This window comes from Nostocoides veronense (genome assembly GCF_039531185.1).
In the GTDB taxonomy this organism is placed as follows: Bacteria; Actinomycetota; Actinomycetes; order Actinomycetales; family Dermatophilaceae; genus Nostocoides_A; species Nostocoides_A veronense.
This window is the reverse complement of record NZ_BAAAPO010000015.1, coordinates 17,649-32,408: the sequence shown is the minus strand read 5'-3', so window position 1 is coordinate 32,408 and position 14,760 is coordinate 17,649. Positions and strand designations below refer to the sequence as shown.

14 protein-coding genes are annotated in these 14,760 nt (G+C 67.5%); 12 read left to right on the top strand and 2 right to left on the bottom strand.

Annotated elements, in window-relative coordinates; genetic code table 11:
• Positions 1–79: 79 nt before the first annotated feature.
• From ABD225_RS04000 to ABD225_RS03965, 8 genes are all read left to right on the top strand, one after another.
• A complete protein-coding gene (locus ABD225_RS04000) occupies positions 80–1,678 on the top strand; it encodes an ABC-F family ATP-binding cassette domain-containing protein (RefSeq protein WP_344081628.1) in 1,599 nt (532 codons plus the stop codon).
• A 144-nt stretch (positions 1,679–1,822) separates the two neighbouring features.
• Positions 1,823–2,044, top strand: a complete 222-nt coding sequence (locus tag ABD225_RS03995) for a type II toxin-antitoxin system Phd/YefM family antitoxin (RefSeq protein WP_344081625.1) — start codon at positions 1,823–1,825, stop codon at positions 2,042–2,044.
• Complete coding sequence (locus ABD225_RS03990) at positions 2,035–2,430, top strand: type II toxin-antitoxin system VapC family toxin (protein WP_344081622.1); 396 nt, start codon at positions 2,035–2,037, stop codon at positions 2,428–2,430. The genes ABD225_RS03995 and ABD225_RS03990 overlap by 10 nt, the downstream gene beginning before the upstream one ends.
• 76 nt (positions 2,431–2,506) lie before the next feature.
• The gene (locus tag ABD225_RS03985; protein WP_425564329.1) at positions 2,507–4,177 is read left to right on the top strand and encodes a nitrite/sulfite reductase; all 1,671 of its coding nucleotides are present in this window, start codon (positions 2,507–2,509) and stop codon (positions 4,175–4,177) included.
• Positions 4,174–4,896, top strand: a complete 723-nt coding sequence (locus tag ABD225_RS03980) for a phosphoadenylyl-sulfate reductase (RefSeq protein ID WP_344081619.1) — start codon at positions 4,174–4,176, stop codon at positions 4,894–4,896. Before ABD225_RS03985 ends, ABD225_RS03980 begins: the two co-directional genes overlap by 4 nt.
• The gene (cobA, locus tag ABD225_RS03975) at positions 4,893–6,161 is read left to right on the top strand and encodes a uroporphyrinogen-III C-methyltransferase (protein ID WP_344081617.1); all 1,269 of its coding nucleotides are present in this window, start codon (positions 4,893–4,895) and stop codon (positions 6,159–6,161) included. Before ABD225_RS03980 ends, cobA begins: the two co-directional genes overlap by 4 nt.
• A complete protein-coding gene (locus ABD225_RS03970) occupies positions 6,158–6,859 on the top strand; it encodes a sirohydrochlorin chelatase (RefSeq protein ID WP_344081614.1) in 702 nt (233 codons plus the stop codon). Before cobA ends, ABD225_RS03970 begins: the two co-directional genes overlap by 4 nt.
• A gap of 37 nt (positions 6,860–6,896) precedes the next feature.
• A complete protein-coding gene (locus ABD225_RS03965) occupies positions 6,897–8,771 on the top strand; it encodes an ABC transporter ATP-binding protein (protein ID WP_344081612.1) in 1,875 nt (624 codons plus the stop codon).
• Positions 8,772–8,775: 4 nt separating this feature from the next.
• On the opposite strand, the gene ABD225_RS03960 is transcribed toward ABD225_RS03965, so the two are convergent.
• A complete protein-coding gene (locus ABD225_RS03960; RefSeq protein WP_344081609.1) occupies positions 8,776–9,564 on the bottom strand; it encodes an SURF1 family cytochrome oxidase biogenesis protein in 789 nt (262 codons plus the stop codon).
• A gap of 32 nt (positions 9,565–9,596) precedes the next feature.
• Between ABD225_RS03960 and moaA the strand changes: the two genes are divergently transcribed.
• Positions 9,597–10,637, top strand: a complete 1,041-nt coding sequence (moaA, locus tag ABD225_RS03955; protein WP_425564328.1) for a GTP 3',8-cyclase MoaA — start codon at positions 9,597–9,599, stop codon at positions 10,635–10,637.
• Here moaA and ABD225_RS03950 read toward each other — a convergent pair whose 3' ends face one another.
• Positions 10,638–10,958 carry a DUF3099 domain-containing protein gene (locus ABD225_RS03950; protein ID WP_344081606.1) on the bottom strand — a complete coding sequence of 107 codons (321 nt, stop codon included), beginning with the start codon at positions 10,956–10,958 and terminating at the stop codon, positions 10,638–10,640.
• A gap of 95 nt (positions 10,959–11,053) precedes the next feature.
• Here ABD225_RS03950 and fabG point away from each other — a divergent pair, with 95 nt between their 5' ends.
• From fabG to ABD225_RS03935, 3 genes are read left to right on the top strand one after another with little or no spacing between them, the layout of a single operon-like run.
• Positions 11,054–11,764 carry a 3-oxoacyl-ACP reductase FabG gene (gene fabG, locus ABD225_RS03945; RefSeq protein WP_344081603.1) on the top strand — a complete coding sequence of 237 codons (711 nt, stop codon included), beginning with the start codon at positions 11,054–11,056 and terminating at the stop codon, positions 11,762–11,764.
• A gap of 31 nt (positions 11,765–11,795) precedes the next feature.
• Positions 11,796–12,554 (top strand): enoyl-ACP reductase FabI, encoded by a 759-nt coding sequence (gene fabI, locus ABD225_RS03940; protein ID WP_344081600.1) that lies wholly within the window; start codon positions 11,796–11,798, stop codon positions 12,552–12,554.
• A gap of 9 nt (positions 12,555–12,563) precedes the next feature.
• Positions 12,564–14,759: a tetratricopeptide repeat protein gene (locus ABD225_RS03935; RefSeq protein ID WP_344081597.1), complete on the top strand. Its 2,196-nt coding sequence runs from the start codon at positions 12,564–12,566 to the stop codon at positions 14,757–14,759.
• Position 14,760 lies beyond the last annotated feature (1 nt).

The window sequence follows — 14,760 nt, the reverse complement described above, 5'->3', positions numbered from 1 at the left end:
AGCGTGTTCCCTGACGCACCCCAATCGACCCCGTTTGTTATGCGGCGCGCCCGCGTGCCCGCCGCCCGAGGAGTATGCCGTGATCGCCGTCAGCGAGCTTGAGCTGCGCGTCGGCTCCCGACTCCTGTTGGACGAGGCGACCTTCCGCATCAATCCTGGTGACCGGGTCGGCCTCGTGGGGCGCAATGGCGCCGGCAAGACGACGCTGTCCAAGGTGCTGGCGGGGGAGTCCCTGCCGGCCGCCGGGACCTTCACGTCGTCTGGGTCTGTTGGCTACCTGCCGCAGGATCCGCGGACAGGCGATCTGACGGTCACCGGGCGGGACCGCATACTTTCCGCCCGCGGGCTCGACGCCATCGTGCGCGATCTGCGCAAGGCCGAGTTCGCGATGGCGGCCGCCACCGAGGAGGCACGGGAGAAGGCGATGCGCCGCTACTCCCGCCTGGATGCTGAGTTCACCGCTGCCGGTGGGTATGCCGCGGAGTCCGAGGCCGCGTCCATCGCGGCTGCACTTGGGCTCTCGGAGCAGCAACTCGATCAGGAAATCGGGACGCTGTCCGGTGGCCAGCGGCGCCGAATCGAGTTGGCGCGCATTCTCTTTTCCGGTGCCTCGACTCTGCTGCTGGATGAGCCGACAAACCACCTGGATGCCGATTCCATCATCTGGCTGCGCGACTATCTCAAGGGTTATCCCGGCGGACTGGTCGTCATTTCGCACGATGTCGACCTGCTGCAGGTCGTCGTCAATCGGGTCTTTCACCTCGATGCGAATCGGGCGGTTATCGACATCTATAACGTCGGGTGGAAGGCCTACCTCGAGCAGCGCGAGACCGACGAGAAGCGGCGCAAGCGTGAGTACGCGAACGCGCAGAAGAAGGCGTCTGCTCTGTTGGAGCAGGCCGAGAAGATGCGCGCGAAGGCGACCAAGGCCACTGCGGCCCAGAACATGATCCGGCGCGCTGAGCGCATGCTCGCCGGGGTCGAGGGGGAGCGGACGCACGACCGCGTCGCGAAACTGCGTTTCCCCGAACCGTCGCCGTGCGGTCGCACGCCATTACGCGCCTCGGGGCTCTCACGGTCATATGGCTCAACGGAGGTCTTCACCGATGTCGACCTGGCCATCGACCGCGGGTCGAAGGTCGTCGTCCTCGGGCTCAATGGCGCAGGAAAGACGACCCTCCTGCGGATTCTGGCCGGCATCGACGAGCCAGACACCGGCCAGGTCGAGCCCGGGCATGGGCTGAAGATCGGCTACTACGCGCAGGAGCATGAGAACCTCGACCTCTCGCGCACCGTGCTCGCCAATATGAAGTCCGCCGCCCCTGACCTCGGCGAGACCGAGGTCCGCAAGGTGCTGGGCTCGTTCCTCTTCGTCGGCGATGACGTCGAGAAGCCGGCTCGCGTATTGTCGGGCGGCGAGAAGACGCGCTTGTCGCTGGCTCTGCTTGTCGTGTCATCCGCGAATGTGCTGCTACTGGACGAGCCAACGAACAACCTCGACCCGGCCTCCCGCGAAGAGATCCTGGGGGCGTTGTCGACCTACAAGGGCGCCGTCGTCCTGGTCACCCACGACGAAGGCGCCGTTGTCGCCCTCTCGCCCGAGCGCATCCTGCTCCTCCCCGATGGCGTCGAGGACCTCTACGGCCCCGACTACCTCGACCTCATCGCCCTGGCGTGAGCGCGATCACTCTAATTTCGTGGCACGGCACGTGTCCGCATAAACACCGCGGTTGATCTCAGCCTGATTTCCCAGGAGCGAGGGTAAAGCCAATCTCGCAAATCGCGGTTGACCAACGCTACCTGGTCAACCAGACTAGGGTGCGTGACCACGCATACCGTCCAATCGGCCAAGACCCACCTATCTCGGTTGCTCCACGAGGTTGAGCTGGGTGGCGAGGTGACGATCTTGCGGGGTGAGGTGCCGGTGGCCCGACTGGTGCCGATAGCGGCTCCGCCTCACCGGAAGTTCGGAAATATGCAGTTCGAGGTCCCGGATGATTTCGATGCACCATTGAGCGAAGATGAGCTGTCCGAGTGGGAGTGAACTACCTGCTTGACACGCATGTGCTGCTCTGGCTACTCGGCGCGCCGCATCGCGTTCCGGTGGCCGTCCGTGAACACCTAGCTAACCCCAACGACACGCTCCTTGTTTCCGCGGTGTCTGCGCTGGAAATCGCGACAAAGACCCGCGTTGGCAAGCTAGATGACCTAGGCCTGGTCGCGTCGTGGCCACGTCGCATCCGGGAGATCGGGGCGACGGAGCTAGCCATAACCAGTATCCACGCCCTCACCGCGGGCTCAATGCCGTGGGCGCATCGCGATCCATTCGACAGGCTCCTCGCTGCTCAAGCCATTCACGAAGGAGCCACACTGGTCACGGCGGATCAGGCCTTCCGTGGGCTACCCGCACCGCGGACGCTGAAGTGGTGATGGCCTCAAGGACACAGGACCGTCCACATAATGTCGCGTTATTGAATCCATAACGCGACCGAGTATTCTTCTCGGCGTGACCGAGACGATCAAGCGGCCGACGCGGACGCAGCAGACGGGGGCGTGGGCGGACGGGGACCGCACGCCGCTCAACGGCAACGAAGTGCTCAAGCAGGCCGACGACGCCCTCAATGTGCGCCAGCGCATCATCGACATCTACTCCAAGCAGGGCTTCGCCAGCATCCCGGGGGATGACCTGCGAGGCCGGTTCCGGTGGATGGGGCTCTATACCCAGCGCAAGGAGGGCATCGACGGCGGCCAGACGGCGACACTGGAGCCCGAGGAGTTGGACGCCGAATACTTCATGATGCGCGTCCGCAGCGACGGCGGCATCCTCTCCACCGAGCAACTGCGCACCATCGGCCAGATCAGCACCGACTTCGGCCGCGACACCGCGGACATCTCGGACCGCCAGAACATCCAATTGCACTGGATCGGCATCGAGGACGTCCCGGAGATCTGGGATCGGCTGGAGCGGGTGGGACTGCATACCCTCGAAGCCTGCGGCGACGCGCCCCGCGTCATCATCGGCTCACCCGTCGCCGGCATCGCGGCGGACGAGATCGTCGACGGCACCTGGGCGATCGAGCAGATCCGCAGCAAGTACATCGGCAGCCCCGAGTTCTCCAACCTGCCACGCAAGTTCAAGACCGCCATTTCCGGCTCGCCTGCCATGGACGTTGTCCACGAGATCAACGACGTCTCGTTCGTGGGCGTTAACCACCCCGAGTTGGGGCCGGGCTTCGACCTGTGGGTCGGCGGCGGACTCTCGGTGGCACCGATGTTCGCCAAGCGGCTCGGCGCCTTCGTCCGGCTGGAGCAGGTCCCCGACGTTTGGGCCGGCGTCATCGGCATCTTCCGCGACTATGGCTACCGCCGCCTCCGCAACCGCGCCCGCCTGAAGTTCCTCATGGCCGATATCGGCCCGGAGAAGTTCCGCGACATCCTCGAGACCGAGTACCTCGGCTACAGCCTGCCCGACGGCCCCGAGCCAGTCACCCCGCCGGACGGCCACCGCGATCACGTCGGGGTGCACAAGCAGAAGGACGGCAAGGTCTGGATCGGCACGGCTCCGATCGCCGGCCGGGTCAGCGGCACCATCCTGCGGGAGGTCGCCGACCTCGCCGAGCGGTATGGCAGCACCCGCATCCGCCTCACGCCGCACCAAAAGTTGCTCGTCCTCGACATCGAGGAAGCCGATGCGACGGCGATCATCGAGGAGCTCGCGGCATACGACCTGATCGCGAAGCCGAGCGTTTATCGCCGAAATGTGCTGGCCTGCACCGGGATCGAGTATTGCAAGCTCGGCCTCACCGACACCAAGGACCGGGCCCGCAAGGTCGTCGTCGAATTGGAGCGCCGCCGCCCGGAGATGGACGTCCCCTTCGGCATTCACGTCAACGGTTGCCCCAACGCGTGCGCGCGCACCCAGGTCGGCGATATCGGCCTCAAGGGCATGGTCCAGCGCGACGAGAACGACGAACTTCAGGAGGTCTTCCAGGTCCATCTGGGCGGCGGCTTGGGCGTCCAGCCCTCCCTCGCCCGCAAGACCCGCGCGCTGAAGGTTGCCGCCGAAGACCTGCCCGACTACATCGACCGCGTCGCCGGCCGATATCTCGAACAGCGCTCTGCCGGTGAAAGTTTCGCGGTCTGGGCGCACCGAGCAGACGAGGAGGACTTGCGGTGAGCGCCATACCCACCGAAAACCTCACGCACGAGATCGAGACCTTTCTCACCCGGGAGCGGGAGGCCACGACCTACGAGGACAAGGTCGCTCTTGGACGCGAGGTGCTCGCCTGGGCCCACCACACCTATGGCGATTCGCTCACCATCGCCAGCTCGATGGGCGATGAGATCCTGCTCCATCTGGCGGGCACCACGGCGCCTGGCTTCGACGTCTTCTTCCTCGACACCGGCTATCACTTCGCCGAGACCCTCGGCACGCGGGATGCGTATGAAGTGATGCTGCCGCTGCGGATCCGCACGGTCCATCCGCGCGAAAGCGTTGCGCGCCAAGACATTCGTTTTGGTGAGCGGCTCCACGCACGCAATCCAGACCTGTGCTGCCGGATGCGCAAGGTCGCGCCGCTCAACGCCGCGCTCGAGGGGTATGCCGCGTGGGTTACCGGCGTCCGCCGCGCCGACGCCGCGACCCGCACCGACGCGCAGCTCATCGAGTGGGACGCCAAGCGCTCCATGATCAAGATCAATCCAGTGGTCGGCTGGTCTCACGATGAGGTGGATCGGTATGCCGCGGAGCACGGAGTCTTCCTGAATCCGTTGCGGGAGCTGGGCTTTGCCTCGATTGGTTGCGCTCCCTGCACCCGTCCTGTGGGCGTGGGCGAGGACCCTCGAGCCGGACGGTGGGCCAATTCCGACAAGGTCGAATGCGGGTTGCACATATGAGCGCGCCGGACTATCCCATCACTCTCGATGTCACTGGTCGACGGGTGCTCGTCGTCGGGGCCGGACCGGTTGCCGAGCGTCGAGTCCGCCGGTTGCTCACGGCGGGCGCCTTGGTCGATGTCATCGCACCGCGCGCGACGGAAGGCATCACTGAACTGTCCGCGAGCGGCGAAATCGACTGGTTCGACCGCGAGTTCGATATCGCAGATCTCGTCACGCCCAAGCGAGCCTGGTTGGTGCACACCGCCACCGGCATCTCCGGCGTGGATGACTGGGTCGGGAATGCCGCTGCGGCAGAAGCGATCTGGTGCGTCCGCGCTGCAGACTCCGAGAAGTCCGCAGCGTGGATGCCGGCCGTCGGAGTCGGCAGGGGAGACGCCGACGGCCTCCAGGTTGCGGTGACCGGTGGGGGAGACCCCCGCCGATCCACTGCCCTGCGGGACGCCATCCTCATCGGTATGGAGACGGGCGAGCTGCCGGTTGCCCGGGTTCGTGGCACTGCCGCCGCGACGACGCCGACGCAGGGGCGGGTTGCCCTGGTCGGCGGCGGCCCTGGCGCTGACGACCTCATCACCGTCCGGGGACGCCGCCTGCTGGCCCAGGCGGATGTCGTCGTCACCGACCGGCTGGGCGCGACGGGCCTCCTATCTCAACTGCCCGAGCGCACCAAGGTGATCAACGTCGGCAAGACGCCCCGCCACCACCCGGTGCCACAGTTCGACATCAACGAGATCCTCGTCCGCGAAGCTAAGGAGGGCCAACTCGTCGTTCGGCTCAAAGGCGGCGATCCCTTCATTCTCGGGCGCGGCGGCGAGGAGATGCTGCACTGTGCGGCACACGGCATACCCGTCGAGGTGGTGCCCGGCGTGACCTCCGCGGTGTCGGTCCCCGCGGCCGCCGGCATCCCCGTGACCCAGCGCGGCATCACGGCGTCCTTCGTCATGGCCTCAGCGCATGACGGGCCGGAACACGTTCTCGCAGCGGCACGTTCGGCCGCTCCGGACGCAACCCTCGTGCTGCTGATGGGCGTCAGCCGGCTCGCGGATACCGCCACTGGCCTGATCGCCGCCGGTCGTGCCCCGCAGACCCCGGTGGCCCTGATCGAATCCGGCTGGACGCCGCGCCAGCGCACGACGACCACGACCCTCGAACGCGCCGCCGCCGACGCCGAGGCGGCCCTGGTCCGGTCACCGGCGGTCATCGTCATCGGCGAGGTCGTCGCCGTCCGCGACGAGTTGCTCGCCCTCGGCGTCGCGAACCTGTGACCGCGGAGACGGCCCCCGCGGGCCAGGATGTTGTGCTGCTCGCCCACGGCTCGCCGGACCCGAGGCACGCGCGCGACGTCGCGGCGCTGCGGGGTCGCGTGGCGGCGGCTGCGCCGCATCTGAGGGTGCGGGCGGCATACCTCGACCACCACGGGCCGAGCGTTGGCGAGACAGCCCGTGACCTGGCCGGGCACGACGGCGAAATCACCCTCGTCCCTGTGCTCCTGACCCGCGCGTTCCACGCTCGGGTGGACATCCCTGCCGCCGCAACAGAACTCAGCGAGGGGTCGGGTCGATGCGTCCGGATCACCGATGCGCTCGGCCCTGACCCGTTGCTGGCCCGCGCGCTGGAAGAACTTCTGGCGCAGCGCAGCGAGTGCCAGGTCGTGGTCTTCCTCGCCGGCTCCTCCCGTCATGACGCCGTGGACGACCTCATCCGCTCCCTCACGATGAGCCTGACGCCGGAGCGCGCCTACGCGTTCGCCACACTCGACGACTACCTCCCCCTGCCGGCAGCGCTGAAGGGGCTCGGTCGGGCCGCGGACACCATCGCTGTCAGCGCGATGATCGCCGACGGTGTGCTGCGCGATCGGATGGTGCGCCGGAGCGCAGAGCACGGCATACCCTTCGCCGACGGCGTGCTGGCCCAGACCGATGCCCTCACCGAACTGGTGCTGCGGCGGATCGAGCGCGGCTGAGGGAATCGCTGTCGGCCCCGAGGGGTTGACTAGCCCTATGAGCGCGAGTCCCTGGCAGGTGATGCACAGCCTCACGCGCGACGGGAGCGTGGCTGACACCAAACTGCCGGCAGGCACGGCGAAGCGGGTGCTGGCATATGCCCGCCCCATGCGGGCGGTGATCGCGGCCTTCCTCGTGCTGGTCGTCGCGGACGCCCTATTCGTCGTGGCGGCACCGCTTCTGCTGGCCCGGCTCGTCGACCACGGAGTCATCCCCGGCGACCGGAGTGTCGTCACCACGCTGGCGCTGCTCGTCGCCGCCATCGCTGTGCTCGATGCCGTCGTCACCGTCGTCTCTCGGTGGTATTCCGCCCGCATCGGCGAGGGCTTGATCTTCGCCCTGCGCAGTGAAGTCTTCAGTCACGTTGTGCGACAACCGATTGCGTTCTATACCCGCGCGCAGACAGGCGCCCTGGTCAGTCGCGTCAACAATGACGTCATCGGGGCGCAGCAGGCCTTCACCTCGGTGCTGTCCAGCGTCGTCGGCAACCTCGTCTCCCTCACCCTCATCCTCGCCGCGATGATCGTGCTGTCGTGGAAGCTCACGCTTGCGGCGCTGCTGCTCGTGCCCTTTTTCCTGCTGCCGGCGAAATGGATGGGCCGCCGCCTCGCCGCTCTTTCGCACGAGCAGATGAATCTCAACGCCGAGATGGGCACCCACATGACCGAGCGCTTCAATGTCGGCGGCGCCCTGCTCGTCAAGCTCTTCGGCGACCTCGATCGGGAGGATCGGGAGTATGCCGAACGGGCCGCCCGGGTGCGCGATATCGGGATCAAGATCGCGATGAACCGCACCGTGCTCTTCGTCGCCCTGAGCTTCATAGCCTCGCTGGCGACGGCGATGGTCTATGGCGTCGGCGGCCTGATGGCCATCGACAAAACCCTGACGGTCGGCACCCTGATCGCTCTCGCGGCGCTGCTGGCCCGCCTCTATGGGCCGCTCACCACCTTGAGCAATGTACGCGTCGACATCATGACCGCGCTGGTGTCCTTCAGCCGCGTCTTCGAGATCCTCGACCTGCGGCCGTCAATTCAGGAGGCCCCCGACGCGCGGCCTCTACCCGGTGGCGCTGTTGCGGTAGACGTCGAGAAGGTCTCCTTCGGCTATCCCGGGGCCGACGAAGTCTCGCTGCGATCCCTGGAGACCTCCGCGGCCGGTGACCGGACCCGCGGCGCAACGGTCCTGCGTGACATCACCTTCCGTGCCGAGCCCGGTGAGCTCGTCGCGCTCGTCGGTCCCTCCGGCGCCGGGAAGACCACGATCACGAATCTCCTCGCCCGCCTCTACGACCCGACATCTGGCTTCGTGCGCCTGCAGGGGATCGACCTGCGCGACGCGACGCTCGCCTCGGTCACCGCCTCCGTGGGCGTCGTCACGCAGGAGAGCCATCTCTTCCACGACACCATCCGCGCCAATCTGCTGTATGCCCGCCCCGACGCCACCGAGGCCGAGATGCGCGACGCCCTCCGCGCCGCGCAGATCCTGCCGCTGATCGATTCCCTGCCGCAGGGGCTAGACACCGTCGTCGGCGACCGCGGCTACCGCCTCTCAGGCGGCGAGAAGCAGCGCGTCGCCATCGCGCGACTGCTGCTCAAAGGCCCGGGCCTGCTCGTCCTCGATGAGGCCACGGCTCACCTGGACAGCGAGTCCGAGCTAGCGGTTCAGAAAGCTCTAGATACCGCCCTGCACGGCCGCACGGCGATCGTCATCGCCCACCGCCTGTCCACCATCCGCCGGGCCGATCAGATCCTCGTCGTCGCCGACGGTCGCATCGTCGAGCGTGGCCGTCACCACGAATTGCTCGCCGCCGACGGACTGTATGCGGACCTGTACCGCACCCAGTTCCTCGACGACGCGCCGGTGCCGGGCTAAGCAGCTATTCGTCCTCTTCGTCCCAGATCCGGGTCTTCTTGACCTTGGGCGGCCGCGGGGTGCTGGCGGTCGCGTCCCCCTCACGGCGCAGCCCAAAGAAGATCAGGATGAAGCCCAAGGGCACCGTCATCCACCATTGATAGGCATAGGCCTGATGCGCTCCCAGGCTGCGGTCGGGCCTGCCGAGTGGCGCCGGCGCCGGGGGCGCCGTGGTCGTGCCGGTCACCCCGTCCCGCTCCAACTGCACATACCCGCCCAGCAGCGGGAGTCCCAGCGCTTTCGAGGCATCCGCCAGGCTGATGCTCGCGATCTGGCCCGGTGTCGTGGCCTTGTCCCGAGACTTCTCGCCCGGCCGCACCCATCCGGTCAGCGTCACGTCGCCGGCCGGTGGCGGTGCGTATGCCGGCACGTCCGCAGCCCCCTTCTCGCCCAACGGAATCCAGCCGCGATCGATGAGCACGACGGAACCGGTGTCGAGGGTGAAGGGGGCCAGCACGTCATACCCCACATCCCCGTCAAGCGTTCGTCCGCGGACGACAAGCCGCTCGGCACCATAGCTGCCGCGGGCCGACACCTTGGTCCACTCCTGCCCGATCGGCAGCGGGCTCGCGGACAGCACGGACTGCGCCGGGACTGGTGCCGCGTTGTAGTGCGCCGAGATCCGCTCGTTGCGCTCGACCTTCGCCAGGTGGCGGCCGTACTGCCAGTGCCCGAGGTGATAGGCCGCGACGGCATACAGGCACGCCAGGAGGAGGGCGCCCAGCCAGCGAGGAGTCAGCAGGCGGCGGAGCACCTGGCAACCGTAACAACTTAGAGTGGGACGTTATGACCGACCTGCCCATGCCGAGCGTGCGTCCGCCGGCGCCGCCCGGACCGGCGGACGGGCCCCTCGTGGACACCTTCGGGCGCATCGCGAAAGACCTGCGGGTGTCGGTCACCGATCGGTGCAATCTGCGCTGCACCTATTGCATGCCGGCCGAGGGCCTGCCGTGGCTGCCCAAGCCGGAGATGTTGACCGATGACGAATTGATCCGGCTGATCGCCTTGTTCGTTCGCCTTGGTGTTCGTCAGATTCGCCTGACCGGCGGAGAGCCGATGCTGCGCAAGTCGCTCGTGTCCTTGGTGGCACGCATCGCCGAGCTCGATCCCCGACCCACCATTGCCATGACGACCAATGGCATCGGCCTGGACCGGCTGGCCGCCCCGTTGCGAGCGGCCGGGCTGGACCGGGTCAATGTTTCGCTGGACACGATCGATCCGCAGGAGTTCATCACCTTGACACGGCGAGACCGGCTCGCCGATGTCGAGGCAGGCCTGAAGGCGGCGCACGACGCTGGCCTGACGCCGGTGAAGGTCAACGCCGTGGCCATGCGTGACGTCAATGACACCGATGTCGCCGACCTGCTGGCCTGGTGCATGGACCGCAATTACGAACTGCGCTTCATCGAGCAGATGCCGCTGGACGCCGGCCATGAATGGCAACACAGCACGATGGTGACGGCCAGTGAGATCCGGGCCGAATTGGCCAAGCGCTACCGGCTGACCCCCCTCGATGGGCGAGGGAGTGCTCCGGCGGAGCGCTTCCTGGTCGACGGCGGTCCGCATACGGTCGGGATCATCGCGAGCGTTAGCGCGCCCTTCTGCGCCGCCTGCGATCGGGTGCGCCTGACGGCCGACGGGCAATTGCGCAACTGCCTCTTTGCCAACTCCGAGTCCGACCTGCGCACGCCACTGCGCGCTGGTGCCACGGATGACGACCTTGAAGGCATCATTCGCGGCGAAATGTGGCGCAAAGCCCGTGGTCATGGCATCGGCAGCCCCGACTTCCACCAGCCCGACCGGCCGATGAGCGCGATCGGCGGCTGATCACTCGGGGTGGTGTACGACATACCCCTCGAGGGTCTCGGCATCCTGGGCGATCACGGGGGTCACGGGCGTGACCTCCTGCAGCACCCCCGGGCCGCGCGGCTTGACCGCATTCGCGAAGACCACCGCGACATAGGGCAGGATCACCGCGCCCGCGACGGCCGTCCACCGCAGCCAGCCCGTCAACACGACGGCCAGGATGAAACACGCAGTCCTGATCGCCATCGTGATGAGGTACTTGCGGATGCGGGCACTCTGCTCGGCGGCCAGGCTCTCGTGGGCCGTCGTCACCGACTGCGCCGGTGCCGAATGCCTGCTCACCGCACCAGCCTAAGACACGGCGGCGTGGGCATCACCGGTCGTCGTCCACTAGGTTCAGGGGTGACCCGCACCACCCGACGCACGAAAGGCCGACTATGACCGCGCGCAACGTCCTGGTGACCGGAGGCAACCGAGGAATCGGCAAATCGATCGCGCAGGCGATGGCCGCGGCCGGCCACAATGTGGTCATCACAACCCGCTCCGGCGACGCGCCCGAGGGTATGCAGTCGGTCCAGGGCGATGTCACCGACACCGCCTCCGTCGACGCCGCCTTCACCGCGGCCGAGGCCCTCTTCGGAGGGCCTGTCGAGGTGGTCGTGGCCAATGCCGGCATCACCAAGGATGGCCTGCTCATGCGGATGAGCGATGCCGACTTCGACGCTGTCCTCGACACGAACCTCGCGGGCTCCTTCCGGTGCGCCCGCCGCGCCAGCGCCGGGATGATCAAGAAGCGCTTCGGCCGGCTGATCTTCATCAGCAGCGTGGTGGGGCTGTATGGCGGGCCCGGTCAGACCAACTACAGCGCCAGCAAGTCGGGCCTGGTGGGCTTGGCCCGATCGATCACCCGCGAACTTGGTGGGCGGGGGATCACGGCAAATGTCGTGGCCCCCGGTTTCATCGAAACCGATATGACGGCCGAACTGCCCGAGGACCGGCAAAAGGCCTACAAGGCGGCCATCCCTGCGGGTCGCTTCGCGACGCCGGACGAGGTCGCGGCCGCCGTGCTCTTCCTCGCCTCCGACGAAGCGGCCTATATCTCCGGCGCCGTCATCCCGGTCGACGGCGGCCTCGGCATGGGCCACTGACCGGCATACCACCAAGGGAAAGGACGACCCGATGTTGCTCGAGGGCAAAACCCTGCTGATCACCGGCGTGTTGATGGACTCCTCCATCGCCTTCCATGTCGCCAAATTGGCCCAAGAACAGGGCGCCAAGGTGGTGCTCACGTCGTTCGGTCGGACGATGAAAATCACGCAGACGATCGCGAAGCGGCTGCCCGAGACCCCGCCCGTCATCGAACTCGATGTCAGCAACCAGGAACATCTGGACTCCCTCGCGCAGCGCCTGGGGGAGCACACCGACCGGCTCGACGGGGTGGTGCACTCCATTGGCTTCGCGCCCCAAGGTGCCTTCAACTTCCTCGAGGGCACCTGGGAGGATGTCGCCACCGCACTCCAGATCAGCGCCTACAGCCTGAAATCCCTTGGTGTGGCGTGTCTTCCGTTGATGACGGGCGGTGGCTCCATCGTCGGCCTGACCTTCGATGCGAAGTTTGCCTGGCCCGTCTATGACTGGATGGGCGTCGCCAAGGCGGCCTTCGAGTCGACGAACCGCTATCTCGCCCGCGACCTCGGACCTAAGGGCATCCGCTGCAATCTCGTCGCGGCCGGCCCCATCCGGACCACCGCGGCCAAGTCGATTCCCGGTTTCGAGCGCTTCGAGCAGATCTGGGACGAGCGCGCCCCGCTGGGCTGGAATGTCAACGACCCGGTGCCTGCCGCCCAGGCCTGCGCCGCGCTGCTCAGCGACTGGTTCCCCGCCACGACCGGCGAGATCATCCACGTGGACGGCGGCGTCCACGCGATGGGCCAGTAGCCCGCCCCCATGACCGAACCCGTCGGTGCCACGGAGGTCCGCCTCCTGGAGGGCCCAAACCTCTACTTCACCAAGCCCGCCGTCAAGGTGATGCTGAGTATGCCGGGCTACCTCGACGCGCCGGCCGCGACCGTCAAGGCGGTGGCTGACGGCTTGGGCATGCGGGCGCGGGTGGGGGAGCCGGGCTCGGTACAGCGGCAGGCGTTCCTCGGCCGGATCGCGCAACAGGTGATCCGCTCGGTCGCCAAGGCCGCGGGCACGACCCGGGTCGGGGTCCGGGTCCGGCCGGGTGCCGGGCCGGCCGATGTTGTTGTGGCCGCCGTATGGCGCCGGCGAGCCCGCGCGTGGATTCTCGGCGATTCGTTGGGCCCCGTTCTGGCCCAACTGCTTTCGGGTGCTGACCCTGGTCCGCTGCTCGCTGGGGTGGCTGCGGAGATGGCGGCGGCGCCGGCCAGCCGGCCGGCCACCGCCATCACACCGAAGATCCCGGTCGCGTCCATCACGGGCACCAATGGCAAGACGACGACCACCCGACTGCTCGCGCATATGTGTATGACGGCCGGCTTGAAAACCGCGTGGTCGTCCACCGACGGCGTCGTCGTCATGGGGGAGGTCGTGACGCCGGGCGACTATTCCGGTCCAGCCGGGGCGCGGGGGGTCTTGGAGACCCCGGGGCTGCAGATCGGCGTCCTCGAAATGGCGCGAGGCGGTCTCCTGCTCAAGGGCATGGGCGTCACGCACAATGACGTCTCGGTCGTCACCAATGTCTCTGCGGACCACCTTGGGCTGCAAGGCATCGACACCCTCGACCAACTCGCCGAAGTCAAGGCGATCGTCACGACGGTGACCAAGCCCGACGGCTGGACCGTCCTCAATGGTGAAGACCCGCGCGTTTGGGCGATGCACGCTCGATCCATGGGCCGTCCATGGGCGTTCGCTTTGGACCCCACGACGCCCGCCCTGCGTGAGGCCGTCGACGCCGGCGGCCGCGGCATCACCCTCATTGACGGCGATGTCACGATCCTGATGCCGGGTGGCCGGACGCAAAAAGTCTTGCCGCTCACCGACATTCCCGCCACTCTGTCTGGTCTGTCGGTTCACAATATTGCTAACGTCCTCGCGGCCACGGCCGCCGGCATTGGGCTCGGGCTGCCCCTCGGTGCCGTCACTGACGCGCTGCGCGACTTCAATCCGGACGACCGGCTCAACCCCGGCCGAATGAATATCTACTCCCTGCCGGTCGACGGCGGGAGCGCATCGGTCATCCTCGACCTCGCCCACAATGAGGCCGGGCTCGCGGCATTGCTCGACGTCGCGCGCGGTCTCACGGCGCCCGGCGGACGCGTCTTCTTGGCCTTGGGGACGGCCGGCGACCGGACCGACGACATCCTGCACGCGCTCGGACAGATCGCCGGCCAACGCGCGGACCACGTCGTCATCGCGCACAAGGAGCACTACCTGCGCGGCCGCTCGACCGAGGAATTCGAGACGCATTTCGGCGCCGGGCTGGCGCTCGCCGGGATCGGCGAGGCGCCGAGTCACCCGAGTGAACTGGCCGCGCTGGAGAGCCTTGAGGGTCACGTGGCGCCCGGCGATGTCATCGCGATGATGACCCATGAACAGCGGGCCGAGATGCTCGCCTGGCTCACCGACCGGGGGGCGAGCGCGGACGAAGCGGGCGACATACGCCGCAAAGTCGTTGCCGCGCAAGGCAAGCACGAGCGCGAGGCCGACTTCGACGCCCTCTGGGCGCTCCCCGACGCTGAGCGGATTCCCTGGGCCCAACAGTTATACGAAGAGCTGCCCGGCGACGCGCGAGCGGCATACGAACTGGCCAGCGCACTGGATGCCGAGGGCGATGAAGCGGACGCCGTGCCGCTCTATGAAGCGGCGCTCGGGGCCGGCCTGCCGGAGCCGCACCGGCACCGTGCTCGGGTCCAGCTCGCCTCCAGCCTGCGCAATCTCGGCCGCCCCATCGAGGCGATCGCTCTCCTCGACCAGTTGGCCAGCGAACGACCCGAAAGCGCCGCGATCCTGGCCTTCCGCGCCCTCGCTCGAGTCGACGCGGGACAGTACAGACCGGTGGTCGCCGACCTCATCGACGCGCTATTGGCGCGTGCCGCCGACGAGGACAGCAACCGCTATCGCGCCGCCCTCACGCGCTACGCCGAGGGCCTGCGCGACGCCGACCCGCCCGAGGCATGAG

Bases quoted from the DNA above. Each gene is read 5' to 3' on its own strand.
- fabG (WP_344081603.1), top strand. From the start codon at position 11,054: ATGACCGCGCGCAACGTCCTGGTGACCGGAGGCAACCGAGGAATCGGC.
- moaA (WP_425564328.1), top strand. From the start codon at position 9,597: ATGACCGACCTGCCCATGCCGAGCGTGCGTCCGCCGGCGCCGCCCGGA.
- ABD225_RS03935 (WP_344081597.1), top strand. From the start codon at position 12,564: ATGACCGAACCCGTCGGTGCCACGGAGGTCCGCCTCCTGGAGGGCCCA.
- fabI (WP_344081600.1), top strand. From the start codon at position 11,796: ATGTTGCTCGAGGGCAAAACCCTGCTGATCACCGGCGTGTTGATGGAC.
- ABD225_RS03965 (WP_344081612.1), top strand. From the start codon at position 6,897: ATGAGCGCGAGTCCCTGGCAGGTGATGCACAGCCTCACGCGCGACGGG.
- cobA (WP_344081617.1), top strand. From the start codon at position 4,893: ATGAGCGCGCCGGACTATCCCATCACTCTCGATGTCACTGGTCGACGG.